The sequence below is a fragment of the Nonomuraea sp. NPDC048892 genome (genome assembly GCF_040649735.1).
In the GTDB taxonomy this organism is placed as follows: domain Bacteria; phylum Actinomycetota; class Actinomycetes; order Streptosporangiales; family Streptosporangiaceae; genus Nonomuraea; species Nonomuraea maheshkhaliensis.
Genome location: NZ_JBEZFZ010000011.1, coordinates 161,034 through 185,827, shown reverse-complemented (window position 1 = coordinate 185,827; position 24,794 = coordinate 161,034). Strand labels below are relative to the sequence as shown.

The 24,794-nt window shown below is 72.8% G+C and carries 22 protein-coding genes; 6 read left to right on the top strand and 16 right to left on the bottom strand.

Annotated features, from left to right (window positions below):
• Positions 1–37: 37 nt before the first annotated feature.
• The 4 genes from AB0C28_RS32240 to AB0C28_RS32225 form a co-directional block, all read right to left on the bottom strand.
• Positions 38–2,593: a DUF6493 family protein gene (locus AB0C28_RS32240; RefSeq protein ID WP_358079776.1), complete on the bottom strand. Its 2,556-nt coding sequence runs from the start codon at positions 2,591–2,593 to the stop codon at positions 38–40.
• Between the two features lie 285 nt (positions 2,594–2,878).
• The gene (locus tag AB0C28_RS32235) at positions 2,879–3,703 is read right to left on the bottom strand and encodes a siderophore-interacting protein (RefSeq protein ID WP_358079774.1); all 825 of its coding nucleotides are present in this window, start codon (positions 3,701–3,703) and stop codon (positions 2,879–2,881) included.
• Positions 3,704–3,746: 43 nt separating this feature from the next.
• A complete protein-coding gene (locus tag AB0C28_RS32230; RefSeq protein ID WP_346101828.1) occupies positions 3,747–3,941 on the bottom strand; it encodes an MbtH family protein in 195 nt (64 codons plus the stop codon).
• Positions 3,942–4,066: 125 nt separating this feature from the next.
• Entirely contained in the window at positions 4,067–5,350 is a 1,284-nt protein-coding gene (locus AB0C28_RS32225) for an FAD-dependent oxidoreductase (RefSeq protein WP_358079772.1), read from the bottom strand.
• Positions 5,351–5,545: 195 nt separating this feature from the next.
• On the opposite strand from AB0C28_RS32225, the gene AB0C28_RS32220 reads away from it, so the two are divergent.
• Together AB0C28_RS32220 and AB0C28_RS32215 are read left to right on the top strand one after the other, a co-directional pair.
• Entirely contained in the window at positions 5,546–6,472 is a 927-nt protein-coding gene (locus AB0C28_RS32220) for an RNA polymerase sigma-70 factor (protein ID WP_358079770.1), read from the top strand.
• A 63-nt stretch (positions 6,473–6,535) separates the two neighbouring features.
• On the top strand, positions 6,536–7,732 hold the full coding sequence (locus tag AB0C28_RS32215) for a cytochrome P450 (protein ID WP_358079768.1): 1,197 nt from the start codon (positions 6,536–6,538) through the stop codon (positions 7,730–7,732).
• 19 nt (positions 7,733–7,751) lie between these two features.
• Here the strand turns inward: AB0C28_RS32215 and AB0C28_RS32210 are convergent, their stop codons facing one another.
• The 9 genes from AB0C28_RS32210 to AB0C28_RS32170 form a co-directional block, all read right to left on the bottom strand.
• On the bottom strand, positions 7,752–8,900 hold the full coding sequence (locus AB0C28_RS32210) for an FAD-binding oxidoreductase (RefSeq protein ID WP_358079766.1): 1,149 nt from the start codon (positions 8,898–8,900) through the stop codon (positions 7,752–7,754).
• Positions 8,897–9,703, bottom strand: a complete 807-nt coding sequence (locus tag AB0C28_RS32205; protein ID WP_357859843.1) for an ABC transporter permease — start codon at positions 9,701–9,703, stop codon at positions 8,897–8,899. The genes AB0C28_RS32210 and AB0C28_RS32205 overlap by 4 nt, the downstream gene beginning before the upstream one ends.
• Positions 9,700–10,584: an ABC transporter permease gene (locus AB0C28_RS32200; RefSeq protein WP_357859847.1), complete on the bottom strand. Its 885-nt coding sequence runs from the start codon at positions 10,582–10,584 to the stop codon at positions 9,700–9,702. Before AB0C28_RS32200 ends, AB0C28_RS32205 begins: the two co-directional genes overlap by 4 nt.
• Entirely contained in the window at positions 10,548–11,642 is a 1,095-nt protein-coding gene (locus tag AB0C28_RS32195) for an ABC transporter ATP-binding protein (protein ID WP_358079764.1), read from the bottom strand. The genes AB0C28_RS32200 and AB0C28_RS32195 overlap by 37 nt, the downstream gene beginning before the upstream one ends.
• Positions 11,639–12,688, bottom strand: a complete 1,050-nt coding sequence (locus AB0C28_RS32190) for an ABC transporter substrate-binding protein (protein WP_358079762.1) — start codon at positions 12,686–12,688, stop codon at positions 11,639–11,641. Before AB0C28_RS32190 ends, AB0C28_RS32195 begins: the two co-directional genes overlap by 4 nt.
• On the bottom strand, positions 12,685–13,569 hold the full coding sequence (locus AB0C28_RS32185) for an FAD-dependent oxidoreductase (RefSeq protein WP_358079903.1): 885 nt from the start codon (positions 13,567–13,569) through the stop codon (positions 12,685–12,687). Before AB0C28_RS32185 ends, AB0C28_RS32190 begins: the two co-directional genes overlap by 4 nt.
• Positions 13,570–13,709: 140 nt before the next feature.
• Positions 13,710–14,447, bottom strand: a complete 738-nt coding sequence (locus AB0C28_RS32180; RefSeq protein ID WP_357859858.1) for a GntR family transcriptional regulator — start codon at positions 14,445–14,447, stop codon at positions 13,710–13,712.
• Positions 14,448–14,534: 87 nt separating this feature from the next.
• Positions 14,535–15,323 carry an ABC transporter permease gene (locus AB0C28_RS32175; protein ID WP_358079760.1) on the bottom strand — a complete coding sequence of 263 codons (789 nt, stop codon included), beginning with the start codon at positions 15,321–15,323 and terminating at the stop codon, positions 14,535–14,537.
• A gap of 52 nt (positions 15,324–15,375) precedes the next feature.
• A complete protein-coding gene (locus tag AB0C28_RS32170) occupies positions 15,376–16,395 on the bottom strand; it encodes an ABC transporter substrate-binding protein (protein WP_358079758.1) in 1,020 nt (339 codons plus the stop codon).
• 164 nt (positions 16,396–16,559) lie between these two features.
• Between AB0C28_RS32170 and AB0C28_RS32165 the strand changes: the two genes are divergently transcribed.
• From AB0C28_RS32165 to AB0C28_RS32150, 4 genes are all read left to right on the top strand, one after another.
• Positions 16,560–17,318, top strand: coding sequence for an ABC transporter ATP-binding protein (locus tag AB0C28_RS32165; protein WP_358079756.1), 759 nt, complete (start codon positions 16,560–16,562; stop codon positions 17,316–17,318).
• Between the two features lie 52 nt (positions 17,319–17,370).
• The gene (locus AB0C28_RS32160) at positions 17,371–20,421 is read left to right on the top strand and encodes a hypothetical protein (protein WP_358079754.1); all 3,051 of its coding nucleotides are present in this window, start codon (positions 17,371–17,373) and stop codon (positions 20,419–20,421) included.
• Between the two features lie 85 nt (positions 20,422–20,506).
• Positions 20,507–21,520: an aminotransferase class V-fold PLP-dependent enzyme gene (locus AB0C28_RS32155; protein ID WP_358079752.1), complete on the top strand. Its 1,014-nt coding sequence runs from the start codon at positions 20,507–20,509 to the stop codon at positions 21,518–21,520.
• A 330-nt stretch (positions 21,521–21,850) separates the two neighbouring features.
• Positions 21,851–22,069, top strand: a complete 219-nt coding sequence (locus tag AB0C28_RS32150) for a hypothetical protein (RefSeq protein WP_357859875.1) — start codon at positions 21,851–21,853, stop codon at positions 22,067–22,069.
• 151 nt (positions 22,070–22,220) lie between these two features.
• Here AB0C28_RS32150 and AB0C28_RS32145 read toward each other — a convergent pair whose 3' ends face one another.
• From AB0C28_RS32145 to AB0C28_RS32135, 3 genes are all read right to left on the bottom strand, one after another.
• Positions 22,221–23,123 carry a hypothetical protein gene (locus tag AB0C28_RS32145; protein WP_358079750.1) on the bottom strand — a complete coding sequence of 301 codons (903 nt, stop codon included), beginning with the start codon at positions 23,121–23,123 and terminating at the stop codon, positions 22,221–22,223.
• A 120-nt stretch (positions 23,124–23,243) separates the two neighbouring features.
• On the bottom strand, positions 23,244–23,828 hold the full coding sequence (locus AB0C28_RS32140) for a TetR family transcriptional regulator (RefSeq protein WP_357859881.1): 585 nt from the start codon (positions 23,826–23,828) through the stop codon (positions 23,244–23,246).
• Between the two features lie 43 nt (positions 23,829–23,871).
• Positions 23,872–24,777, bottom strand: coding sequence for a haloalkane dehalogenase (locus AB0C28_RS32135; RefSeq protein WP_358079748.1), 906 nt, complete (start codon positions 24,775–24,777; stop codon positions 23,872–23,874).
• Between the last annotated feature and the right edge of the window lie 17 nt (positions 24,778–24,794).

Sequence of the window (24,794 nt, the reverse complement as noted above, 5' to 3'; positions counted from 1 at the left end):
GTCTGTTCTCCATGCAGACGGTAAACGGCGACCGCCTTTACGTTGTAGATTTCTGCGGTAACGCGCCGGCGATCCCGATCAGCCGCCGCGCCTCCAGGACGAGCCTGGACGACCCCTTGCGGGCCGCGACCGCCGCCACCTCCGGCAGGTCCGCCCGGGCCCCCGCGATCCGGGCGGCTCGCGCCCCCGCCGCCAGCAGGTCCGCTGCCCCGGCTCGTGGGCGCTCCCCCTCCTTCGGCAGCAGGCCGGGCAGCACGTGGGTGATCACCGCCCACACCGCCTCGTGCGCCCCGGCCTGGGTGGCGTCGTCGAGGACCGACACCACCCGGTTGAGGCGGATGAACTCCTGCGTGACCAGGTCCGTCACCGCCTTCCCCAGCTCCCGCGCCGGCACCTCGCCGCGCGCGGCCAGGGTGAGGAAGGCGTCGGTGGCGGCGACTCGTTCGCCGGTCTTCTCGTGGCTCATACCGCAGGCCAGGGCGTAGGCCGTCGCGAGGCCGAGCGGGCCGTCGCCGTGCGCGAGGACGGCGAGCGCCCGCGTCTGGCCGTCGCTGGACCCCATGGACGACGGCAGGTAGCCGGCCAGGTGTGCCGCCGCGAGCTCCCGGTGGGCGGGCAGGGCGAGCGGCCACCAGGTGAGGGTGTAGCTGTGGCCGGACCGCACCTCGAACACGGCGCGGATCTCCTCGGGCAGCCCGTCGGGGGTCTCGGGCTCCGCCTGGAGCAGGTGCCAGCCCGTCTGGTAGTAGCGGCGCCATCGCCGTACGGACATGTTCACCGGCGGATCGGTCAAACCGCCGTTCCGCATCCACGTCGCGCACTCGCGGCCCGCCTCCGACGTCAGGCGGCCCGCCCGCTCCACCTCCAGTTCCGTGAACGTGCGGGGCAGCCGGAGCAGGGCCTGCGCCAGGTCGGCCGGCAGTGCCTGCACGCCCTCGGCCTCCAGCAGTTCCAGCCGGTCGAGCAGGGTGGCCGGGTCGAGGTGGCCGGTGCCCGTAGTGGGCGTGGCCAGCAGGATCGGGTAGCCGGTGCCCTCCTCGAACGGCGTCAGCAGTTCCATCGCGCGGCGCAGATAGAGGCGGTCGAGGGGACCGGGGGACGCCGGGCGCCGCCGCATCCCGGACGCGGCCAGGGTGAGGCTCCTGCTGTGTTCGGGGGCGGCGAAGGCGAAAAAGGTGCGGTTGACGGCTTCGATCAGGTTTTCGTGGATCTCGCTGCCGTAGTGGCCGTACGCGACCGGGTGCAACGGGTGCCACCAGGGTTGCAGCGCCTCGCGCAGCTCGTCGGGCGCGCGGTGCGACCACTCGGCCAGGCCCGCCAGCAGGCGTTCGAAGACGTGGACGTCCTGGGCCCAGCGCAGGGCGGTGAGGGCCTGGACGAGTTCGCCGGGTGAGGCGATGGGCGGGGGCATCGACGGCACGGAGGGGACGATGAGCGGGAGCGCGGCGGGCGCCTGCGCCGCGGCGATGCCGCCCCCGAACGCCGCCGAGACCCGTTCCCGCAGCTCGTCGGGCAGCTCGGCGGCGGCCTCGCGCACCGCTTCGCGCGCCTCCTGCCCCGCCCCCGGCGCGAGCTTGACGGCCAGCCGTACGGCGCGGTCCTGCAGAGCGAGGGTGTCCTGGGCGAAGATCAGCGCCAGCGCCTCCAGCACCGTGCCGGTCCTGCCGGCGTCACGCAGCACCGCGTCGCCCGCCCACGACATGGCCGCCCGCAGCAGCTTCTTCTCCGGCCGGAACGCCAGCGCCCGCATCGCCTCGGCGAACAGCTCCTCCTCCAGCCGCCCCGCCTCCTCCAGCCGGCGCAGCTGCGCGAGCGCCAGGTCGGCCACCGCGACCGGCCCCGCGGGCAGCAGCCGGACGTAGTCATCGGCCCGCGCGTACGCCTCGTCGATGTCGGGGTCGAGCCGATCGTGCAGGCCCGCCAGCGGTACGAGGGCGCCGGGGCCGTCGCGCAGCAGCCGCCCCACGACCGCGTCGAGGACGGCCACGCGGTCCAGCCGGCCTGCGTCCACGAGCCGCACGACCGTCTCGACGACCTGCCACAGGTCGGTCTCCGCCAGCGCGTCGATCTCGAAGATCCGCCCGGCGTAGGCGGCGAACAGCGGATCGTCCGCGACCGGCGCCGAGCACAGCTCGCGCAGCCAGCCGACCATGAACGCGTCGTCGCCGGGCGGCTCGACGCCCGTCTCGCGCACGAGCCGCGCCGCCAGCCCCCAGCGCAGCAGCTCAGGCACCCGCAGCCGCGCGCACATCCGCCGGGCCAGGTCGGCCCGCCAGGCCACCGGCCGGTCGCCGAGCAGGCCGAACACCCGCTCGGCGGCCTCTGCCTCGTGCCACCACCGGAACTCGCGCCTGAACAGCCACGACGTCACCGCCGCCGGGCCGCCCAGGCACACCACGCCGGCCAGCACGAGCGGCGTCAGCTGCCGGTTCCACGACTCCCATCCCGCGACGCGGGACTCGCCGGTGACGTAGGCGGGCAGCTCGGCCGCGACCGCCTTCCGGCCGGCCGCGTCCAGCTCGGTGACGGTCCTGATCGTGCCTGTCACGTCGCCCGCGCGTACCAGCTTGCGCACGTCCACCCACGCGTCCACGCCTGCACCTCCTGATGGAGGCGCCGACGCCTCCGTACTGTACGGGGGACGGCCGGACGCGGCGTGATCATGGCCACGCGCCGACCATGATCGGGACACTAGCGAGCGGGGACGACAATTCCGGGGTCGGTCACGACGGTCTTCGGCATCCCCGGCGAGATCACGACGGCTCCCCGGCCTGCCCCGGCGCGGTCTCGACGGGTCTCCGCCCGCCCCTGGCGAGGTCACGGCCGGCCCCCTGCCGCGTTCCGGCCGCCGGTGACAGCGCGCCGCTCAGCCCAGGGGTCAGTGGTGGCGCCAGTAGCCGCAGAACATGATGTGCTCCTTCGGCATCCCGGCCCGTACCCAGTGCCGCCGCAGTCGTACGGGCAGCTCCGACTCCCCCACCACCCAGCCGTAGCACGGCTCCTCGGGCACGGGCAGGGCCTGCGCCGCCGCCAGCGCCGCGGCGCCGGGCACCGCGCCGGGGTCGTCGCGGACGATCCAGCTCACCTCGACCCCCTCGGGGTGGTCGAGTGGCTGCCGGTCCTGCGCTGAGGGGATCTCGGCCAGCGCGTGCCCTCGGGCGTCTGCGGGCAGGGAGGCCAGGATGCCGGCCAGCGCGGGCAGTCCGCTCTCGTCGGCCGCCAGGACGACCCGCCGCGTCCCGGGCGGCGGGTTGAAGCCGATGCCCTCGTCGATGAGCGCCACGCTGTCGCCGGGCGCGCAGGTCTCCGCCCACGTGGCGGTCGGCCCGGCCGTGCCGTCGGCGGCGGAGCCGTGCAGCACGAAGTCCACGTCGATCTCGGGACCCTCAGGACCGGAGGGGCGGTAGGCGCGTACGGAGTAGTTGCGCAGCACCGGGCGGTCGGTCTTCGAGATCGTCAGGAACCGGGCGTAGCTGAGCGTGGTGAGCCTGGGCGGGAGGCGGGTCAGCGAGTTCGCCGAGACGGGCAGGAAGAGGCGGAACCACTGGTCGTACCCCATGGGCGTGAACCGCTCGATATCGCCGCCCCCGAACGTGACGCGGGCGAAGTGCGGCGACAGGCGCTCGCGGCGCAGGACCCGCAGGACGAGTAGTTCCGACGTCCTGGGCTTGATCCTGGCGCTGTTCAGGTTGCTGCGGGCCACGCGGGGTTCCTCTTTCGCGAACGGGCGCCTTTACGTTGTAGATTCACCGGCGGAGGCTGCGGGGGCGCAGGTCGGACCAGTTGCCGGCCACGTACGCGAGACAGGCCGCCCGCGCGTCGGGCCCGAAACGGACCTCCCAGCCGTCGGGCACGGCCGCGAAGGAGGGCCAGATGGAGTGCTGGTCCTCGTGGTTGACCAGGACCAGGAACTCGCCGTCCGGGTCGTCGAAGGGATTCATGGGCTCCGCTCCTCAGTTAGGTAAGCCTTGCCTAATTTGATCGGAAAGTCCCGATCTGTCAAGAAGGAACCGGGCCCTGAGGGGTGCGACACCCGCCGGGGGTGCCGGACACTGACGCACGGGGTCTACGTCAAGCCCGGTCCGGCCCCGGGTTCGTTCACGGGCGCCGCGCCCGAGTGGTACGACGGCTGAGCGGCGCCGGCGAACTCACCGGCCAGGCGGTGCCTGCGTCTGGGCAGGGCGTAGGTGGGGTGCCGGGTGGCCCACAGCGCCATCGTAAGGACGCCCGCCTTGAGATGCGCGCTCATGCGGCCGCCGTTGTGGTGCGGTTTCGCCTGTCCTTCTTCGTCGAACGTCTGCAGGATCCCGTCCCGCCGCCCGAGGCTGACGAGGTTGTACGTGTGAGTCAGCTCGGTGGTCGCGACGGTGCGCCCGGTCAGGCGGCCCACGATCGCCTCGATGGCCTGCCGCCCGGTGTGGCCGGCCGACGCGCAGGACATCGGCAGCGGCCGGCCGTTGTCGCCGATGGCGTGGACGCTGTCACCGATGGCGTAGACGTTCGGGTGTGAGACCGACCGCATGGTGCGATCGACGACGATCTGACCGTGCCCGGTCACCTCCAGCCCGGCGACGGCGGCGATGGGGGTGACGGCGAACCCGGCCGCCCACACGGTCGCGCCGGACACCAGGGCGGTGCCGTCGGCGCACAGCACTCGCGCCGGCTCGACGGCCGCGACGCTGGTGTGCTCCAGGACGGTGACGCCCAGCCGGTCGCAGGTCCGCCGCAGATGAGTGCGGGCTCCGATGGACAGCCGGGCGCCCAGCTCGCCGCGGGCGATGAGCGTCACCGACAGGCCGGGCCGCGACTCGGCGATCTCGGTGGCGGTCTCGATGCCGGTCAGCCCGTCGCCGACGACCACCACATTCCTGCCCTCTCCCCGCATGTCCAGCCTGTCCAGGCGTTCGCGCAGGCGCAGCGCCGAGGGCCGGCCGGTGACATCGAAGGCGTGCTCGGCCACGCCGGGGACGCCATGGTCGGCGACGTGGCTGCCGAGCGCGTAGACAAGTGTGTCGTAGCCGAGCTCGCCGCCGCTGGCGGAGGCGGTGGCGGTGGCGGTGGCGGTGGCGGTGGCGGTGGCGGCCACGGTGACGACCTGGCGCTCGGGATCGATGGCGGTGACGCGGGCCAGGCGCAGTCGTATCCCCGTACCCGCGAAGACGTCGGCGAGCTCAGGCACCTCGACCTCCTGCCCGGCCGCGACCTGGGGCAGCCGCATGCGCTGGACGAAGTGCGGCACAGCGTTGACGACGGTGATCTCGGCGTCCTCCGGGGACAGCCGGCGGGCCAGGTTCCCGGCCACGTAGGCCCCGGCGTAACCGGCGCCGAGGACGACGATGCGGTGCTTCATGTGCGGCTCCTGTCGGTTCGTCTGCGTCTGCCGCGCTCGTCGTGAACGCGGCGTCCTGACCATGCGGCGCCGGCGCCCGGCGCTCTGTGACAGCGCCGCCATGTGACGCGTGTCACTGAGCACGGGTGTCACACAACGGCGGGCTCCAACGCCTTGTGCACAGAGCAGCGACGGGTGGACAGGCAGGAGCCAGGCATGAACGAGCGCGGCGACGCGGCAAAGGGCACGGCAGGTAACCGGACGGATCCGGCGACCGAGGCGTTCCTAGCCCATCGCAACCTGCTGTTCACCGTCGCCTACGAGATGCTCGGTTCAGCGGCCGACGCCGAGGACGCCTTGCAGGAGACCTGGTTGCGGTGGGTCAAGGTCGACCTCGCGCAGGTGCACGACCAGCGCGCCTACCTGGTGCGGATCGCCACCCGGCGCGCGCTCGACCGGCTGCGCGCCATCAAACGCCGCAAGGAGGACTACGTCGGCCCCTGGTTGCCCGAGCCGCTGCTCACCACACCGGATGTGGCCGAGGACGTGGAGCTCGCCGAGAGTGTGTCGATGGCGCTCATGCTCGTCCTCGAGACGCTCTCCCCCACGGAACGCGCCGTCTTCGTCCTGCGTGAGGTCTTCGGCATCAGTCACGAGGAGATCGCCGCCGCCGTCGGCAAGAGCTCGGCGGCCGTCCGGCAGATCGCGCACCGCGCCCGCCGGCATGTCGAGTCCCGCCACCCGCGCGAGGTGGTCTCCCCGGGTCAGACCCGGGTGGTGCTGGAGTCGTTCCAGCGCGCGCTGGAGACCAGGGATCTCCAGGGCCTGCTCGACGTGCTCGCCCCGCACGTCGTCCTGCTGAGCGACGGCGGCGGCGTCAAACAGGCCGCGCCGCAGCCGGTCACCGGCGCCGGCAGGGTGGCCCGCATGATCGTCAGTGGTCTCGGCAAGGCCCGTTTCGCGCTCACCAGTGAGCCCGCCGTGGTCAACGGCAATCCGGCGCTCCTGCTCCGCCTGGACGGCGAGATCGACGGCGTCATCGCGGTCCGGGTCGAGGACGCCCGCATCACCGGCCTCTACTACGTCCGCAACCCGCACAAGCTGACCCGCATCGCGTCCGAGACCCCGCTCACCCTGCGCTGAACCCCGGCGCCGAGACGGGGCGGCACGAGCACGAAACGAAGATCCACTACTGGGAGGTCTTTCATGACGAATCTCAAGCTGCCGGTCGAGCGTGGCTGCCCGTTCGCCACGCCCCCCGCCTACGAGCGGCTGCGCGAGCGGGCGCCGATCAGCAAGGTCCGCCTGACCTCCGGTGGTGAGGCGTGGTGGGTGTCCGGGCATGAGGAGGGCCGCGCCGTCCTCGCCGACCCCCGCTTCTCCTCCGACAAGCGCAAGGACGGTTTCCCGCTCTACTCCCTCGATCCCGCGACCCTGCGGCAGCTCCGCGAGCAGCCGCCGTTGCTGCTCGGCATGGACGGCGCGGAGCACGCCGCGGCCCGCCGGCCGGTGATCGGCGAGTTCACCGTGCGGCGGCTGGCCGCGCTGCGCCCGCGGATCCAGAGCATCGCCGACCACTTCATCGACGACCTGCTCGCCGGCGAGCGCCCGGCCGACCTGGTACGGGCGCTGTCCCTGCCGGTGCCCTCCCTGGTGATCTGCGAGCTGCTCGGCGTCCCGTACGCCGACCACGACTTCTTCCAGAGCCGCGCCGCCATGATGGTGAGCAGGACCTCGCTCGAAGACCGGCAGCGAGCGTTCGCCGAACTACGCGCCTACCTGGACGACCTGGTCACCCGCAAGGAGTCGGCGCCCGGCGACGACCTGCTCGGCCGGCAGATCGCCCGGCAGCGGCAGGAGGGCGCCGTCGACCACGGGGGCCTGGTGAGCCTGGCCTTCCTGCTGCTGACCGCCGGGCACGAGACCACGGCGAACATGATCTCGCTCGGTGTGGTCGGGCTGCTCTCCCGTCCGGAACAACTGGCCGTGATCAAGGACGATCCGGCCAGGACGCCCATGGCCGTGGAGGAGCTGCTGCGTTACTTCGCCGTGGCCGACGGGGTCACCACGCGGGTGGCCACCGAGGACGTGCGGATCGGCGGGGTGAGCATCAGGGCCGGTGAGGGTGTCGTCGTCTCGACCCTGTCGGCCAACTGGGACCCCGCCGTGTTCACGGAACCGGGCGAACTGGACGTCGAGCGCGGGGCCCGCCATCACCTCGCCTTCGGCTTCGGCCCGCACCAGTGCCTCGGCCAGAACCTGGCCAGGATGGAACTGGAGATCGTCTTCGGCACCCTGTTCCGCCGCGTCCCCGGCCTGCGGCTGGCCGTGCCGGCCGAGGAGCTGCCGTACAAGGCCGAGGCCGTCGTCTACGGCGTGCGCGAACTCCCGGTCACCTGGTGAGCGAACAGGCGGCCCGCCGTCACTGCTGGCCGGGGCGGCGGGCCGGAGCGGGGGCCGGGCCGGCCGTGCCGTCGGCGAAGCGGGACGGACGGAACGGCGCCAGCAGCGCCGACTCCCGCCCGAACACCTCCCCCGCGACCTCCTCCATCAGCAGCGGCGCCAGCGTGACCCCGCTGTGCGTGGCCACCGTGTAGACCCGCCGGCCGGCGTCGGCGAAGCCGGCCACGGTGAGCCCGTCGCCGGGCATGGCCCGCCGGCCCACCACCGCCCGCTCGGCCGTGGCGCCCTCCGTGCCGCGCAGGACGCCGGGCAGCAGCGTCAGGATCTCGCTGATCACCTCGCCGGGCACGGGCGCGTCCGGGCGGGCCAGGCCGTCCAGGGGCAGCGACTGCAGCAGCAGCCGCCCGCCGCCGTCGGGGCGCAGGTTGAGCGCGGCGGTGGTGAGGACGCGCGACAGCCGGGCGGGCAGCGCGGCGGTGGTGACGAGAAAGCCGTTGGTGACCGTGCCGGACACGGCCGGGTCCAGCATCGGGACGGTGGCCCCGGCCAGGGCGGCGACCCTCTCGGTCCAGCGGCCGGCGCAGGTGACGACCACGTCGCCGGCGAACGTGCGCCCGTCGGCGATCGTCACCTTCGCGCCCGAGCCGGACGCGTCGATCGCGGTCACCTCGGCACCGCACTCGACCGTGGCGCCGCCGTCGCGGGCCTCGCCGAGCAGGCGGCCCAGCAGGCGCAGCGGCTGGACGTACGCCTCGCCGGGGAAGAACACGTACTCGGTGCCGGGCGGAAGGGGCACCAGGTCCGGCTCCAGGGCCAGGGCGCGCCGGGCGGTCACCCGCTCGACCGGGTAACCCATGGTGATCAGCCGGCCGACGCGGGCTTCGAGCTGCTCCTTGTGCTCGTCGGAGACCGCGCATTCGAGGTTGCCGGTGGGGAAGAACCAGTCGCCGGGCAGCTGGTGGTGGGCCCAGACGGCGGCGTGGTTGAGGTCGAAGTACTCCTTCGGCGTCTTGTTGTTGGCGTTGACCCACGCGACGGAGGTGGACGACGTGCCGGCCCCCGGGGTCCGCGCCTCCAGCACCGTGACCCGCGCGCCGCGCCGGGTCAGCCCGGCCGCGACCGCGGCTCCGAGCACCCCCGCGCCGATGACGACGACTCGCACGCTCATTCCTTTCCCTTGTGCTCCTCATCGGCGCCGAAGAGTTTGGCGACGCCGACGAATCGTTCGATGACGACGACCGCGACCAGCGCGAACAGCACCATCAGGGTGCCGATGGCGGTGACGGTGGGGTCGTAGTCGTACTGCATGTAGTTGAAGATGCGCACCGGCAGCGTCTGCAGATCGGTGGTGACCACGAACAGCGCCACCGTCAGGTCGTCGAAGGAGGTGATGAAGGCGAAGAACGCCCCTCCGATCAGCGCCCCGCGCACGGCAGGCAGGGTGACGTGCCAGAACACCAGGAACGGCGGCGCCCCCAGCCCGGCCGCGGCCTTCTCCGCCGCGCGGTCCAGCCCGGACAGCCCGGCCAGGACCAGCCGCACCGCGTACGGGACGGTCAGCACCAGGTGCGCCAGCAGCAGCGTGAACGGGCTGGAGGCCAGCCCCATCTGCGCGAACCACTGCAGCAGCCCGATGCCGAGCACGATCGTGGGCACCGCGAACGCGCTGGACAGCACCGTCTCCAGCGCCGCCCGGCCAGGGAAGCGGTAGCGGTGGATGGCCAGCCCGCCGGCCAGCCCCACCACGGCCGAGATCGCCGCCGCGGCCAGCGCCACCCCCGCGCTGAGCGCGAACGACGACAGGAACTCGGGCTTGCCCAGCACCTCGGCGTACCAGCGCAGCGTGATGCCCTGCGGCGGGAACGTCACGTACGGCGTCGTGGTCAGCGAGGAGGCCACGGTGACCGCGACGGGCGCGATGAGGAACGCCACCACCAGCGCGGCGAACAGACCGCCGAACACCCGGGTCATCCGAACACCACCTCCCCCTTGCCCCGCCGCAGCAGCCGCGAGTAGCCGAGCAGCAGCCCGGTCGTGACGACCACCAGCACGAAACCGATCGCGGCCGCGTACGGCCAGTCGAGCGTGGTCGTGGCCTGGGTGTAGACGAAGTACGGCATGAGCTTCACCTTGGGGCCGCCGAGGATGGCCGGCGTGACGAAGCTGGAGGCCGTCAGGCTGAACACGATCATCGCCCCGGCCAGCATGCCGGGCGCCGACAGCGGCAACGTGATCCGCCAGAAGCAGGTCCAGCCGGGCGCGCCGAGCCCCTTGGCGGCCGGTACGAGCGTCGGGTCGATCCGGTCGAGACTGCCCATGAGCGGCAGCACCATGTACGCCAGCATCACGTGCACCATGCCGATGAGCACGGCGGTGTCGTTGTAGAGCAGCTGCGGCGGCGTGAGCCCGAACCACTTGATCGCCGAGGCCACGGGCCCGTTGGGCCCGAGCACCACCAGCCATCCGTACGCGCGGATGACCATGCTGATCAGCAGCGGCGACAGCAGGAGCAGCGCCAGCCAGTTGCGCACCCTGGGCGAGCGCCCGCGCAGATAGAGCGCGAACGGGTAGCCGACGAGCAGGCAGCCGAGCGTGGTGAGGCCGGCGACCTTCAGCGTGTTCCCCAGCACGTCCCGGTAGAACGGGTCGCCGAGGAAGCGCGCGTAGTTGCCGAGCGTGAACGCCCCGGTCTGCGTCCTGAAGCTGTTGGCCACCAGCGTGAACAGCGGCGCCACGAACAGCAGCGCGAAGATCACGAGGGCGGGCAGCGCCAGCAGCAGTCCCGTGCGCCGGCTCGGGCGGCCCGCCCCTGCGGTCACCGGGCCGCCAGCGACGCGTCCGACGGCCGCCATGAGCAGGTCACCTCCTCCCCCGGCTCGGGAACGCGGGCGTCGAACGGCAGCGCCGCCGTCACCTCTCCGGCCGGGGTGGACACGACGCAGCGGATGCGTGAGCCGAGGAACCGGGTGTCGCGGACGGTCCCGCGCAGCCCCTCCCCCTCGTCGCCGACGCGGATGACCTCCGGCCGTACGTACACGCGCACGGCGGCGCCCTCGGCCGGGGCCCGCCCCACGGGGGTGGCGGACACCTTCCTGCCCGCGACCACGCAGGTCCCGCCGCCGGCGGCGGTGCCGTCGAGGGCGTTGACCTCGCCGATGAACTGGGCCACGAAGTCCGTGGCAGGGCGCAGGTACACCTCCTGGGGCCGGTCGAGCTGGTGGATGACGCCGTCGGCCATGACCGCGATCCGGTCGGAGACCGCCAGGGCCTCCTCCTGGTCGTGGGTGACGAGGATGGTGGTGGTGCCGATCCTGCGTTGCAGCGAGGAGACCTCGTCGCGCAGGCGTACCCGCAGCTGGGCGTCGAGGTTGGAGAACGGCTCGTCGAGCAGGAGCAGGTCGGGCTGGATGACCAGGGCCCTGGCCAGCGCGGCACGCTGCTGCTGGCCGCCGGACAGCTGGCGTGGATGCCGCTCGGCCATGCCGTCCAGGCCGACCAGCTCCAGCACCTCGGCGACCTGTTTTCCGCGCCGGGCGGCGGTGACCTTGCGCATGCGCAGGCCGAACGCGACGTTGTCGGCGACGGTCATGTGCGGGAACAGGGCGTAGGACTGGAAGACCATGCCCATGGAGCGGCGGTGCGGCGCGACCGTGGTGATGTCGCGGCCGTCCACCTCGATCAGGCCGCCGTCGGCGGTCAGGTGGCCGGCGATCATGTTCAGGGTGGTCGTCTTGCCGCAGCCGGACGGGCCGAGCAGGGTGAGGAACTCGCCCGGCTCGGTCTCCAGGTCCACGGCCGAGACGACCTCCTTGCCGCCCAGGACCTTGCGCACGCCGTCCAGGCGCAGCCGCCCGCGCGGGGCGTCCGTCCCTGGCGGCGTCTTCGCGCTCGTCAAGGGGGTGCTCGTCACTGTTCGACCTCCTTCGTCCATCGGTCGGTCCAGGCGGCGCGGTTCTCGTTGATCACGGCCCAGTCGAGCTTGCGCAGCTCGGCGGCCCGGTCCTGGCCGACCACCTTCGCCGCCAGGGCGGGGTCGAGCTGGACGCCCTTGACGGTGGGGCCGTTGAAGTTGGACTCGGCCATGGTCTTCTGGGCCGCCGGTTCGAGCAGCGTGTTGACGAACTTCTGGGCCAGGTCGGGGTGGGGTGCCTTGTTCACCACGTTCACCGTGGCGATCAGCGGCAGCGCGCCCTCCTCCGGGTAGACGAATTCGACCGGGAAGCCCTTCTTGGCCAGCATCTGCACCCGCGAGTTGCCCCAGACGCTGGCCACGGCCTGGCCTTGCAGGAAGTAGTTGGAGACGTCGGCGGTGGTGTCGAACGTGACGGCGTTGGCCGCGACCTTCTTGATGCCGGCGAAGCCGGGGTCGACCTCGCGCTCGGATCCGCCGCCGACCTTGGCCGCCATGAGCAGGGCGCCCAGTCCGTACGTCTGCGTGATGGACGGCATCACAAGCTTGCCCTTGAGGCCTGCGTGCGCCAGGTCGGACAGCCGCTTGGGGGAAGGCAGGCCGTTCTTGGCGTAGTAGTCGGTGTTGTAGGCGATGCCGGTGGCGTTCAGGGAGAAGCCGACGCCGACGTCGCCGGGCAGGCGGGCCAGGTCGATGACGTTCGCCAGGTTCGTGACGGTCTTGGGGTCGAGCTTGGCCAGCAGACCCGCCTGCACGGCCTGGTTCTGCACGCCGTCGTCGATGAGGGCGACGTCGATCTGCGGGGCGGCCTGCTGGGCCTTGAGCTTGGCGACCGTGTCGGTGGAGCTGCCGGAGATGTAGGTGACGCGGCAGGAGCAGGACTTCTCGAAGCCGGGGATGACGGACTGCTTGAACGCCTCCTCGTACGAGCCGCCGTATCCGGCGACGATCAGCGTGCCGGGGGCGGCGGACGGGTTGGGCGCGGCGCAGGCGGACAGGGCGAGGGTGGCGAGCATGAGGCCGGCGATCGGCGTCACGGGTTTCATGGCGACCTCCGTAGGGGGCGGTCCGGGGCTAGGTGGCCGATGCCGCGCGCGGTCGCGCCGCTCTCGACCAGGTCAGCGACGATGTCGCCGAAGACGGGGGCGAGCTTGAAGCCGTGCCCGCTGAAGGCGGCGGCGACGACGGTGCGGCCCCGCCGGCCGAGCAGGCCGTGGCCGTCGGGGGTGAAGGCGTCGGCGTACGTGGCCACGCGCACCGGGTCGGGCCGCAGGCCGGGCAGCGTGGCGGCGACCGCCCGCGCAACCTGCCTGACGTACGCGGCGGGGACGCTGCGGGCCAGCGATTCCGGCGAGCCGATCTCCCGCCACGGCACGTGCAGGTTGACCTTGACGCCGGCGCCGTCCACGGAGGGGAAGCAGGAGTAGGCGGGCTCCCCGACGCGGATCGCGATCGGGCACCGGCCGGGGTCGAACAGGCTCTCGTCGCGGTGCGGGAACCAGGTCGAGGTGATCGCCTTGGCCACGATCGGCTCGTGCGGGAGCAGGGTGCGCGCCCACGGGCCGGGGGCCACGACGGCGTGGGTGAAGCGTCGCTCTCCTTCCGCGGTGACGACGGTGACGCCCGCCTCGTCCTCGCGTACCTCCGTGACGGGGGTGTAGCGGGCGATGCGGGCGCCGGCCTGTTCGGCCGCCGCGGCGGCCGCAGCGGCGTTCCAGCTCCTCCCACAGGTCGCGGGCCTGGCGCAGCAGTGGCACGTACGCGGACCCCTCCTTGTAGGCGGTGCGGAAGATCCGTGACTCGCCGCCGGCCGCGCCGCGGTCGTGGCCGGGCGCGTAGGCGTCGAATCCGACGGCGGGGATGCCGCGCTCGGACAGCCGCCACAGGGCCATGGAGCCCACGGCGCCGACTCCGACGACGGCGACAGAGATCATGGATCCGCTCCTTCTCGGGCATGGCTGGGCTGGGGGTCGGGGCATGGCTGGGGACCGTGGCACCGGGGGCCTGGCGGGGAACGCCACGGGCCCGGCGCACGGAAATGGGCCGATCGGCTGGGGAAAAGGGGATTCAGCTGTGGTGGTCGGAGGAGCCGCTCAGGTCGGTCTCGACGTAGAAGCGCTCGGACCCGGCCGGGATGACGATCTCGACCAGCTCGGCGATCTCGCCGCGGCGGGTCCAGGTCTCGCGGGTCCAGCGGAAGACGGGCGCGCCCGCCGGCAGGGCGAACAGCTCCGCCTGGGGCCCGGTGAGGGCGTGCGGCTCCACGTAGAGCCTGGCCCGCACCAGCTCGACCCCGCGATCGCGCAGGTAGGCGTGGGTGGTCAACGGTTCTAACGGCTGGTCCAGCAGGTCGGGAGCCAGCCGGAACGGCAGGACGTGCAGTTCGATGTTGGCCGCGGTGCCGTCGGACCGCAGCTTGTGCCGTTCCATCTGGACGACCGCCTCATCGGCGGGCACACCCGGCAGCCGCAGCCGCGCCGCCTGGGCGGGCAGCACCTGCGCGGAGACGACCCGGTGGTCGCCCGGCATCTCCGGGCCCTGGATCAGCAGGCCGGTGTAACGCAGCAGGTTGTGCCGGCCGACGGCCTGGGCCACGAAGCTGCCGCGCTTGCGGAAGCGCACGATGAGCCCGGCGTCGGCGAGGTCGCGCAGGGCCCGTTGCACGGTGATGCGCGAGACCCCGAACTCCTCGCAGAGCTCGACCTCGGTGGGGATCCGGGTGCCCGGCCCCCATTGTCCGTCACGGATGCGTGCCTCAAGCGCCTTGCGGATCCGCACATGGAGCAAGAGGTCACGTTCTGACATGCCAAAATACTCGTTGTAGCTTTTAGTTATGTCAATAGGTGTTTAGCTATAACTTATCGGCGTACGTCGAGGTGAGCGCCCGCCCGGTCAGCGCGCCGCGGACGTCTCCCTGACCCACGGCAGCAGCAGCCGCTCGGCCAGCACCAGCGCGTAGAACAGCGCCAGGCTCATGACGCCCAGCAGCGCGATGGCGGCGAACGCGAGCGCCGTGTCCGCGCTGCCGCCGGCCTGGACGATGACGAAGCCGAGCCCCGCGTCGCCCGCGCTGAACTCGCCGATCACCGCGCCGACCGAGGCCAGCGGCATGGCCACCTTCAGCCCGACGAAGATCTGCGGCAGCGCCGCGGGCAGGCGGATCCGCACGAACGTCTGCCCGCGCGGCGTGTCCAGCGACCTGGCCAGCTCGACCAGCTCGGGCGGCGTGGACGTCAGCCCCGAGGCCACCGACAGCACGACGGGGAAGAAGCACACCAGCAGCGCCATGACCACCTTGGGCTGCTGCCCGAAGCCCATCCACACCACCAGCAGCGGCGCCAGCGCCACCTTGGGCACGGCGTTGAAGGCGACCAGCAGCGGCGCGAACATCAGCTCCGCCACCCGCCAAGCCGCGATCAGCAGCCCGATCGCCAGCCCGCAGACCACCGAGAGCGCGAAGCCGAGCACGGTCTCCGTCAGGGTGATCGCGGCCTGTTCCAGCAGGTAGCCGGGCAGGCGCAGGAAGGCGGTGACCACGGCGGCGGGCGAGGGCAGGATGATCTCCGGGATCGCGAACGCCGCGGCCGTCAGCGCCCATCCGCCGATCGCGGCCGCCACGCCCAGCGCGGACCAGCCCGCCGCCGTCACCACGTCCCTGCGCCGCCTGTCCTCCTCCGCCATCACCCGGCCTCCGGCATCACCGCGTGCGGGCGCCGCCCGCCGTCCTCCACGCTCAGCCCTTGGGGACGAGGTCGAACGACACCACCGACTCCGGCGCCACCTCGCCCGTGAAAGCCCCGGCCTCGCGCAGGACGCTGATCGCGCGTTCGACACGTTCGCGGCTCATCGCCCCCATCGGCGCGCCGCCGTCCGGGCGCACGTAGGGGGCGATCAGGGTCAGCTCGGCGGCCGCGGCCTCCGCGTTCTGCGCCGGCTGGTGCGCGAGCAGGATCTGGGCCGCCTCCTTGGGGTTGTCCACCGCGTACGCGAGCCCCTTGAACAGGGCGCCGGTGAACCGCCTGACCAGGTCGGGGTTCTGGGCCGCGAGGGTGGCGGAGGTGCTCAGCGCCGAGCCGTACATGTCGGTGATGACGTCGCCGAACGGCAGGACCTTGACCTCCTTGCCCCGGGCGGCGTTGCGCACGGTGGGCTGGCCGACCACGTACTGGCCGATCGCGTCCACCTTGCCCGAAGCCAGGTTGGCGGCCAGCTGCGCGGGCTGCAGGCTGACCCATTTGACCTTGGTCCTGTCCACTCCGGTGAGCTTGGCGTAGGTGGGGAACATCATGGCGATCACCGACGTGGCCGTGTCGCCGACGGTCTTGCCCTCCAGGTCCTTGGGCTCGCTGATACCGCTGTCGACGAGCGCCATGAGCGCCGCCAGCGTGCGCTGGTGGACGGCGGCGACCGCGACCGTCCCGGTCGGCTTGCCGCCGCCGGCGGTGAGCAGCATCGCGGTGAAGTCGATGGGCGAGAAGTGGGCCCGGCCGCCGGCGAGCGCGGCCATGTTCTCGCCGCTGCCCGTGCCCGGCTGCACGCTGACCTCGATGCCGGCCTCGCGGAAGTAGCCCTTGTCCATGGCGACGTAGACGTACGCCTCACGGCCGAAGGTGCCGAAACCGGTCACGTAGGTGACCCGGTCGGCCGCGGGCCGGGCGGGCGACGGCTCCTCGCCTCCCGAGCCGCAGCCGGCGGGGAGGGAGAGCGTCGCGACGATGGCGGTGATCATGATGACACGCGGCAGTCGCCTCATGACACCGATCATGACGGCCTGACGGCTCCGGTCAATATCGCGGGGGGATTCCGTCAGGTGAAAGCGGTATTCGTCGTTTACGATCGAGATCGATCCGGCTTGATCGATGCGCGAGATCTGTCCGTGCGCGAGATCTGTCCGGCTCGGGCCGAGGAGGTCGCCAGGTGATCCGGCTGAGCAAGGTGTCCCAGGTGTTCGGCGGGCGCCGGGGTGCGGTGGAGGCGCTGCGCGAGGTCGATCTCGACGTGGCCGGCGGGGAGTTCGTGGCGGTCGTGGGCCGGTCGGGCTGCGGCAAGTCCACCCTGCTGCGGCTGATCGCGGGCCTGCTGACGGCCAGCTCGGGCGAGGTGCTGGTGGACGGCGACCCGGTGGTCAGGCCGCGCCGTGACGTGGCCATCATGTTCCAGCGTCCCGCGCTGCTGCCGTGGCGTTCCGTGCTGGGCAACGTGCTGCTGCCGGTCGAGGTGTTCGGGTGGCGCGGCGACGAGCACCGGCGGCGGGCGGGCGAGCTGCTGGACATGGTGGGGCTGGAGGCGTTCCACCGGCGGCTGCCGCACGAGCTGTCGGGCGGGATGCAGCAGCGGGTGGCGCTGTGCCGGGCGCTCATCCAGCGGCCGCGCGTGCTGCTGATGGATGAGCCGTTCTCCGCCCTCGACGCGCTGACCAGGGAGGAGCTGTCGATCGAGCTGCAGCAGATCCACATGGAGCACGCGGCCACGGTCGTTCTGGTGACGCACTCGATCGAGGAGGCGGTGCTGCTCGCCGACCGGGTCGTGGTGCTGACGCCGCGTCCGGGGCGCGTCCACACGGTCGTGGAGGTGAACGTGCCCCGTCCGCGCACGCTGGGCCGGGGCACGCACGCCGAGGAGCTGGCCCGCTGCTCGGCCGAGTTGCACGAGGTGCTCGGCGCCCGGCGGGCCTGACTCCTCGGGAATGCGGTTGCCGGTTGGGCGTTCTTGCCCGAATGATGTGGGTGTGGTGCGGCTGGCATTCGGGGTGGTGACGGGACGCGATCAGCACGTCTGGGACGCGCGGGGGCGGCCGGTGGCGGCGGACGGCGCTGGGGGCGGCACGGAGGGCGGCACGGAGGGCGCACCGGTCGTGGTGGGTCCCGCCGGGGCCGATCCGGCACCCGCGGTCGCCGAGCTCGGCCGGCTCCTCGCCGCCGATCCCACGGCGGCCGGGGCGGGGGTGGAGCTGTGCCCGGGTTTCGTCTCGGCCCGGCTGGACGGCGCGCGCGGCGACCGCCGGGACGCGGTGCTGGCGGCCGTACGGGTGCTGGGATTGGACGGCCTGCACCGGCTGGGGGAGCGGGCGGGGCTGCTGGTGGCGCTGTTCGGGACGGAGGCGACCAAACCGGTGGCCGCCGCCGCGAGCCAGGCCATCGCCGACGGCCGCTGGGCCGCCCTCCAGCTCGCCTCGGCCGCCAGCGGGGTGCTCGGCGCCGAGCAACTCGAACGCGTCCTGCGCCTCGGCCTGCCCGCTCCGGAGGCCGCCGTCGTGGAGCCGGCTTTGGAGGCCGCCGCGTCCACCATGGCCGGTCATCTGGAGCGCGTTCTCACCCCGTTCCCCCGCAGGCGCCGTCTCGATCTGCTGCTCGACCTGTGGGGACGGGTGGCGGCCGAGCAGGAGCGGGTCAGGCGTAAGCAGCGGCTGCGGGCCACTCAGGGCAGGCAGACCAGGCTGGAGGAGCTGACCGCCCGCTACGAGGCCCACGAGGAAGAGCTGCTGATCGCACACATCACCCAGCAGCTGGGCCACGAGCCGTCGCTGGCGGACGCGGCCCGCTGGTTCCCGGAGCCGTGGGAGCGGGCGGCGCTGATGCGGCGCGTCCTGGCCGACGCCCTGGCCGCCACGGTGCTGGTGCGCACCGCCGTGGCGGTGGCCGATCACGGCGTACGCGAGGGCATCGCCCGGTGCGCGGACCAGCTCGTCGCCGCCGCCGCGCTCATGAAGCCGGACGAGGCGGGGCGGGCCGCCCGCCGGGTGCCCGGGCTCGCCGGCCTGCCCGCCAGGCCCGGCTGCTACGTCAGGGACCTGGCCGCCAAACGGCACGACCCGCGCGAACCGTACGTCAGGCAGCGCCTGGCCAGGGCGACCGAGTACGCGGAGGTCGTCATCGAGGCCGTCACCGACCGCGTCCTTGAGGCCCGCCCGCAGGCGGGCGCCTGGGCGGGCGCGGGGATGCGCGAGTGGCGGGCCGTCGCCGGCTACACCCCGCAGCGCGACCCCGCCTCGTGGTCGCAGCCGCACCAGGAGGAGTCGCGGGCGTCGCTGAGCGAACGGCTGGCGGCCCGGCCGCCCGGCACGGCGGCCGAAGAGGAGGAGACGGCCGGGGACCTCCTCTGGTACGCCGAGCTCGCCGACGCGCTCGCCCAGCTCAACGGCCACGAACGGGCGGAGGTCGACGCCGGCCCCAACTACCCCTACCTCCACTGGGACCCCTTCCCCCGCCCCGACGAGCAGCTCACGCCGCCGGTCGAGTCGATCCCGGCGGCGCTGGCCGGGGCGGCGCAGCTGATCTCGTTCGGCGGCCGGCCGCCCCGGCACTGCCGTACGTGGGAGGAGCTGGTGACGGGGCTGGTCGCCGATCTCCGGTTCACGGAGGCGTTCACGCGCGACTTCGCGCTGCCCGAGCCGCTGGCGGCGCGCGACGGCACGATCCTGCCCGGTACACGGTTGCGGGTGGAGTGCGCGCGCAACGCCCGGATGCTCACGCAGTGGTCGGCGTACATGGGGAATTGCATCGGCTCCCCGCACTACGCCGAAGCGGCGGCGCAGGGCAAGTGTGTGCTGCTGGCGCTGCGCCACGAGAACGGCTCGATCGCCGCGAACATCGAACTCGTCCAGCACACGCGCGGGTGGCGGATCGACGAGTTCCGGGCCAGGTTCAACGCCGACCCGGAGCTTGCGCTGCGGCAGCGCGTGCTGGCCTGGGTGGCCGGCCTGCCGGTGCCCGCGCCCGCCGCACCCGAACCGCCCGACCGGCTCCCGGGGCCGCGCCCGGCGTCCCGGCGACGGCCGGAGCGGGCGTCTCTTGAGGTGAGCGGCCCACTGGCGGCGCTCGTCGCGGACGTCATGACGGCCCCTGACGTGGTGGCGGCCCTGAACACCCTCGACCGCCTGTACGCCGCCCGCGACGGCACGCCCACGAACGCCGCCCCTGGATCCCGAGCGTCCACAAGCACCGCCCACGGATCCCAGGCACCCGCAAGCACCACCTACGGTTCCCGGGCACCGGCCGACGCCGCCCCGAGAGCCCAGGCACCCGCAAGCGCCGCACACGGGTCCCAGGCGCCCACGAACGCCGCTACCGGACGTCAGGCAGCCACGGGCGCCGCCACTGGACCCCGGGAACTCGCCGTCGCCGTCCCCGAGGCCCAGACGTCGGCAGGGCTGGCGGCGCTGCGGCGGCTGTCCTCCGATCGGATCGAGCGGACCTGCCGGCACGGCCTCCCCGCGACCGGTCTGGTCGCGCTGTGGCGGGCCACCGGTGTGCGTCCTCTGGAGCGCGCCCTGGCCGCCGCCCTCGATCCGCGCCTGCGCGACCAGTACGACCGGCTCCCCCTGCTGCTCGCCGACGCCCCGCTCCCCGGCTCGCTGCGCCGGCTGGCCAGGCACGAGGCGATCGCCCCCGCCCGCTCGATGGAGCTGGTGGCCCGCCGGATCCGCGCCGCGCTCGGCCGCCTGGTGCGGGCCGGGGACCCGGTGCTCGCCGACCATGTGGCCCGCCGCGCCGACACGGCGCTGCTGTGCGCGCTTGTCATCGCGGTCACCTCCTGGCCGGACGCCGGGCCGCCGACTGTCGCGGTGACGCGGCCGGGCGAGACGGCCGTGCCGGGCTTTCCCCGTACGGACCTGGACGACCCGGACGGGCCGTGGCGGCGGGCGTTCCCCGCGGCCGTCGAACTGGGCGCCGACCTCGCCGTCTTCAACGAACGGATCGCCACGGACGGCCTCCGGGTCCCGTCCGCCTGGCTGGGCCGCGGCGGCTGGCCCGCACTATGGCAACGCGCCGCACGCTGACCCCACCAGCGCGCCTCGCTTTGCGCTGATCCCGAACGACACCGCAACCAGAGGCCGCCGAGTCTGCCCGATTTAGGCTGATCTCATGGACATCGCCTCTGCCGCCAAGCTCTGGGACGCTCACCCGGGCTGGCTGAACACCGCCTCCTACGGCCTGCCTCCCCGCCGGGCCTTCGACGATCTGCAGGCCGTGCTGACCGAGTGGCGGCACGGCACCGACTGGCAGCCGTGGGACGCCTCCGTCGGCCGATCGCGTGAGGCCTTCGCGCGTCTCGTCGGTGCCCCCGCCGCCGATGTGAGCGTCGGGTCGAACGTGTCGCAGATCATGTCGATCGTGGCCACGGCGCTGCCGCCCCGGGCCAAGGTGGTCGTGCCCGAGGTCGAGTTCACCAGCAACCTGTTCCCGTGGGCGGTGGCCGCCGACATCGTGACAGTCCCGGCCGACCGGGTGGCCGACGCGATCACGCGTGACACCGCGGCCGTGGCGTTCAGCGTGGTGCAGTCGGCGAGCGGCTATGTCGCGCCGATGGCCGACATCGTGGCGGCCGCGCGGGCCCATGACGCGCTCGTCATCGCCGACGCCTCGCAGGCGTGCGGCTGGCTGCCGGTGGAGGTGGCGGGCGTGGACGCGCTGGTGTGCACGGCGTACAAGTGGCTGATGGCGCCGCGCGGGGCCGCGTTCGCCTATCTGTCGCCGCAACTGCGGGAGCGCATGCGCCCGCTGGCCGCCAACTGGTACGCCGGCGCCGACGACGGCGGCTCCTACTACGGACCTCCTCTGCGCCTGGCCGGCGACGCGCGGGCGTTCGATCTGTCGCCCGCGTGGTTCAGCTTCGTCGGCGCCGCCCCGGCCATCGAGCTGCTGAACGAGCTGGGCGTCGAGCGGGTGCACGAGCACGACGTGGCCCTGGCCAACCGTTTCCGCGCGGGCCTCGGCCTGGAGCCGTCCGACACGGCCATCGTCTCGGTGGACGCCCCGGGCGAGCGGCTGGAGGCGGCGGGGATCAGGGCTGCGGTACGGGCCGGCCGGGTGCGTGCCAGCTTCCACGTCTACACGACCGAGGCCGACGTGGACCGCGCGCTCGACGTCCTGACCTGATGCGACTGGCTTGACCTGGCCCGACCCCGACCTGACGCGACTGGCCTGAGCCGACCCGGCCCGACCCGACCTGCCCTGACCGACCTGGCCCGGCCTGACCCGACCTGGCCTCCGAGGACGCTCACGTCAGAGGCTATATTTCACGAAATTTCGAAGCATTCGGGCGCAGGCCGCCCCCGACGGATCCCGGGCGAGCCGTCAAGGGGATCTGCGCTTGGCGTGTCCGGAAGCGGAACGTAACCAACAGTCACGTTCCGTAGTCGCCCCGAGCGGCAAAAAGAACCCTTGGAAATCATCGGCCCCCTCCGTCACACAGAAGGGCACGTCAGAATGCGCCAGTCAACCCGTATCGGCACCGTAACCCTCGCCGCCGCCCTAGCGCTGTCCGCGCTCGCGGCTCCGGCGGCCGCGTTCGGCCCCGTCTCCGTCGACGGCACCGTCAACGCGCTGAACGACACCAAGGTCTGCGCACCGGGGCTCAAGGCCGCGGGCGTGGGCGTGGAGATACCCATCGCCTCCCCGCAGACCTCGGCCTGTTCACAGAGCTGACGGTCTGAGGGGGCCTGAGGCGCGCGGCCCGCTCCCCCGGGGCGACGCGCCTCAGGCCCCCCTTTTCGACCGGCGTCGAGGTTGGACAGGTAGTACTCGCTGCCGATCCGCTGCCCCCAGTCGCCGCCCGCGCCGCCGCCAAAGCCGGCGGTCAGCCAGAGTGACATGTCGTAGTGGTGCGACGGGCCGCCCGGGCAGTTGGGATAGTTGCCGCTCTGGTTGAAGAAGCGGCCACAACGTTCGGCGCACTGCGGGGCGTTCTCATCGGGTCCATCCACTTCTTGACCTGGCGGGCCAGCGTGGCGTGGATCTGGTCACGCTGCGCGGCCGTCACCGTGGCGCCGGTGTCCCACCGTACGCAGTAGTTGAGCGAGCCGCCGTTGGCCATGATCTGGCCCCAGCCGTAGTTCCGGAAGCCGTACAGGTTGGGGTAGGTACTCTCGACGTGCTGCCAGACCTCGTTCAGCGGGCTGACCAGGCCGGCCGGCGGGTTCCAGCCGGTGCCGCCGCCGGGCGGGTCGGCGGCCCACGCCTTGATCTCCAGCAGGCCGACCGACCCCTGCCCGCTCTGCAGGACGACGCGCAGCCGGGTGGTGCTCACCGCCGTGGCGAAGGTGATCGTGTTGTAGGCGTCCGCGGCGATCGGGTACGTGCCGGGAACGTCGGCGTACGCGCTGCCCGTCCAGCGCTGCAGCTTCCACGAGGCCGGGACGCGCACGCCGCCGCCGTCGTCGAAGAAGTACACCTCGGCCGACTTGATCGTCTGCGCGGAGGCCCAGGCGAACTCGGCCCACTGGCTGCCGGTGTTCGGCCAGGTGCCCCAGCGGCGGTTGACGGTGTCGTTCGAGCTCGGCGGGTCGATGCCGTCGCTGACGGCGGCGACACCCTCCCAGGGGGAGGTGTACGAGGCCGTCGGCGTCGCGTTCCCGACCACGTTGGTGTCGGCCAGGGCGGGGCGGGTAACAGGAACCCGCAGATGAGCAGGACGGGCAGGATGGCCAGGCGTCCCGTACGTGTCTTCACGCCGCTCCTCCGATCCTGGTAGCGCTAACATCCGTGGGTCCCGGCGAAGTCCCCCCGGGGCGTCCCCGTGCGAGCTTTGATCGCACGGGGACGGGCGTCAAACCGCGCGCCCAGCGACGCCCCGCTCACCTGCGGAACTTCGGTGAAACTTTCAGGACGGCGCGCGGGCCGGCACAGGGTCGCCCACGAGGTAGTGCTGCACCACCGGCCCGACGTCGCGTACCAGGGTCTCGACGTCGGCGTCGGCCATCGGGGGGAAGCGCAGCACGTACCGGGTCAGGGCCAGGCCGAGCACCTGGCTGCTGACGAGCCCCGCCCGGTGCGCGGCGTCGTCGGCCCCGGTGGCGGCGGCCACGAACGCGGCGATCTGCGTCTCGAACACCTCGCGCATGCGTTCGGCGGCCATGGGGTTCGTGCTGGCCGAGCGCAGCAGCATGATGAGCAGGTCGTCGGCCAGATCGCCTTCCCACCGGGCCAGGAAGTGCCGGACGAGCAGCTCGCCGAGCCGTTCCCTCGGCGGCCGCTCGACCATGCCGAGCCGCAGGTCCACGTCCACGGCGGCGCTGAAGAGCCCGGCCTTGCTGCCGTAGTAGCGCATGACCATGGACGGGTCCACGCCGACCATGGTGGCGACCGCCCGGATCGTCATGGCCTCGTAGCCGCGTTCGATAAGCAGTTTCCTGGCGGCGGCCAGGATGGCGGTCCTGGTCGCCGCCGAGCGTTCGGTGAAGGCCATGACAACAAGTGTAGGCCAACAACTGTTGGGTTTTGTCCGCCGCTCACCATCCCCGCTTGGACATCCACTCGCCGACGACCGCCGCGATGACCTCCGGACGGTCCTCGGGGGTGTGGTGACCGGCGGCCTCCTCGCGCCGCACGATCTCCAGCGCGGCGATGTTCTCCGCGCACCAGGCGAGGGTTTCCTCCGTCCACATCGTGCCAGGTCCCGGACGGAAGCCGATCAGCAGTTTCGGCACCTCCGGGCTGGCGGCCAGCCACCGGTCGAACGCCTCCACCCTGGCCACCACGTCGGCCGGCTCGCCGCCCAGCGGCATCGAGCGGGCCCACCGCAGCAGCGGCAGCCGGCTCTCCCTGGTCGGGTACGGCCGCAGGTAGGCGGCCCGGTCCTGCTCCGACAGCGTGGGCACGGTGACGGGCAGGCCCTGGCGGAGGAAGGCGTTGTCGTCCAGCATCATGGTCTCCCCGACGCCGTCGGTCTTGATCGCCCGGAACAGCTCGCGCCCGCCTTCCGGGAACTCCTCCCAGGTCATCGGCTTGACGATGGCCTCGGTGAAGGCGATCCCGCGGACCCGTCCCGGATGGCGGGCGGCCCAGTCGAACGCCAGGGCGCCGCCCCAGTCGTGCCCGACGAGCACGACACCGTCGAGGCCGAGGGCATCGAACCAGGCGTCCAGGTAGCGGGCGTGATCGGCGAAGGTGTAGCCGATCGCGGGCTTGCCCGACTCCCCCATGCCGATCAGGTCGGGCGCCAGCCGCCGTCCGCGGCCGACGGCGGGCATGACGTGCCGCCACAGGTGCGAGGAGGTGGGATTGCCGTGCAGGAAGACGATCGGGTCGCCTTCGCCGAGCTCCCGATAGGCGATCGTGGAGTCCAGGACCGGCAGGCTGCGCATGGCGGGGCCGGCCCCATATGCAGGGACGCCCGCGGTACTTGTGGTGCTCATGGTGCTCCCGGCGTTGT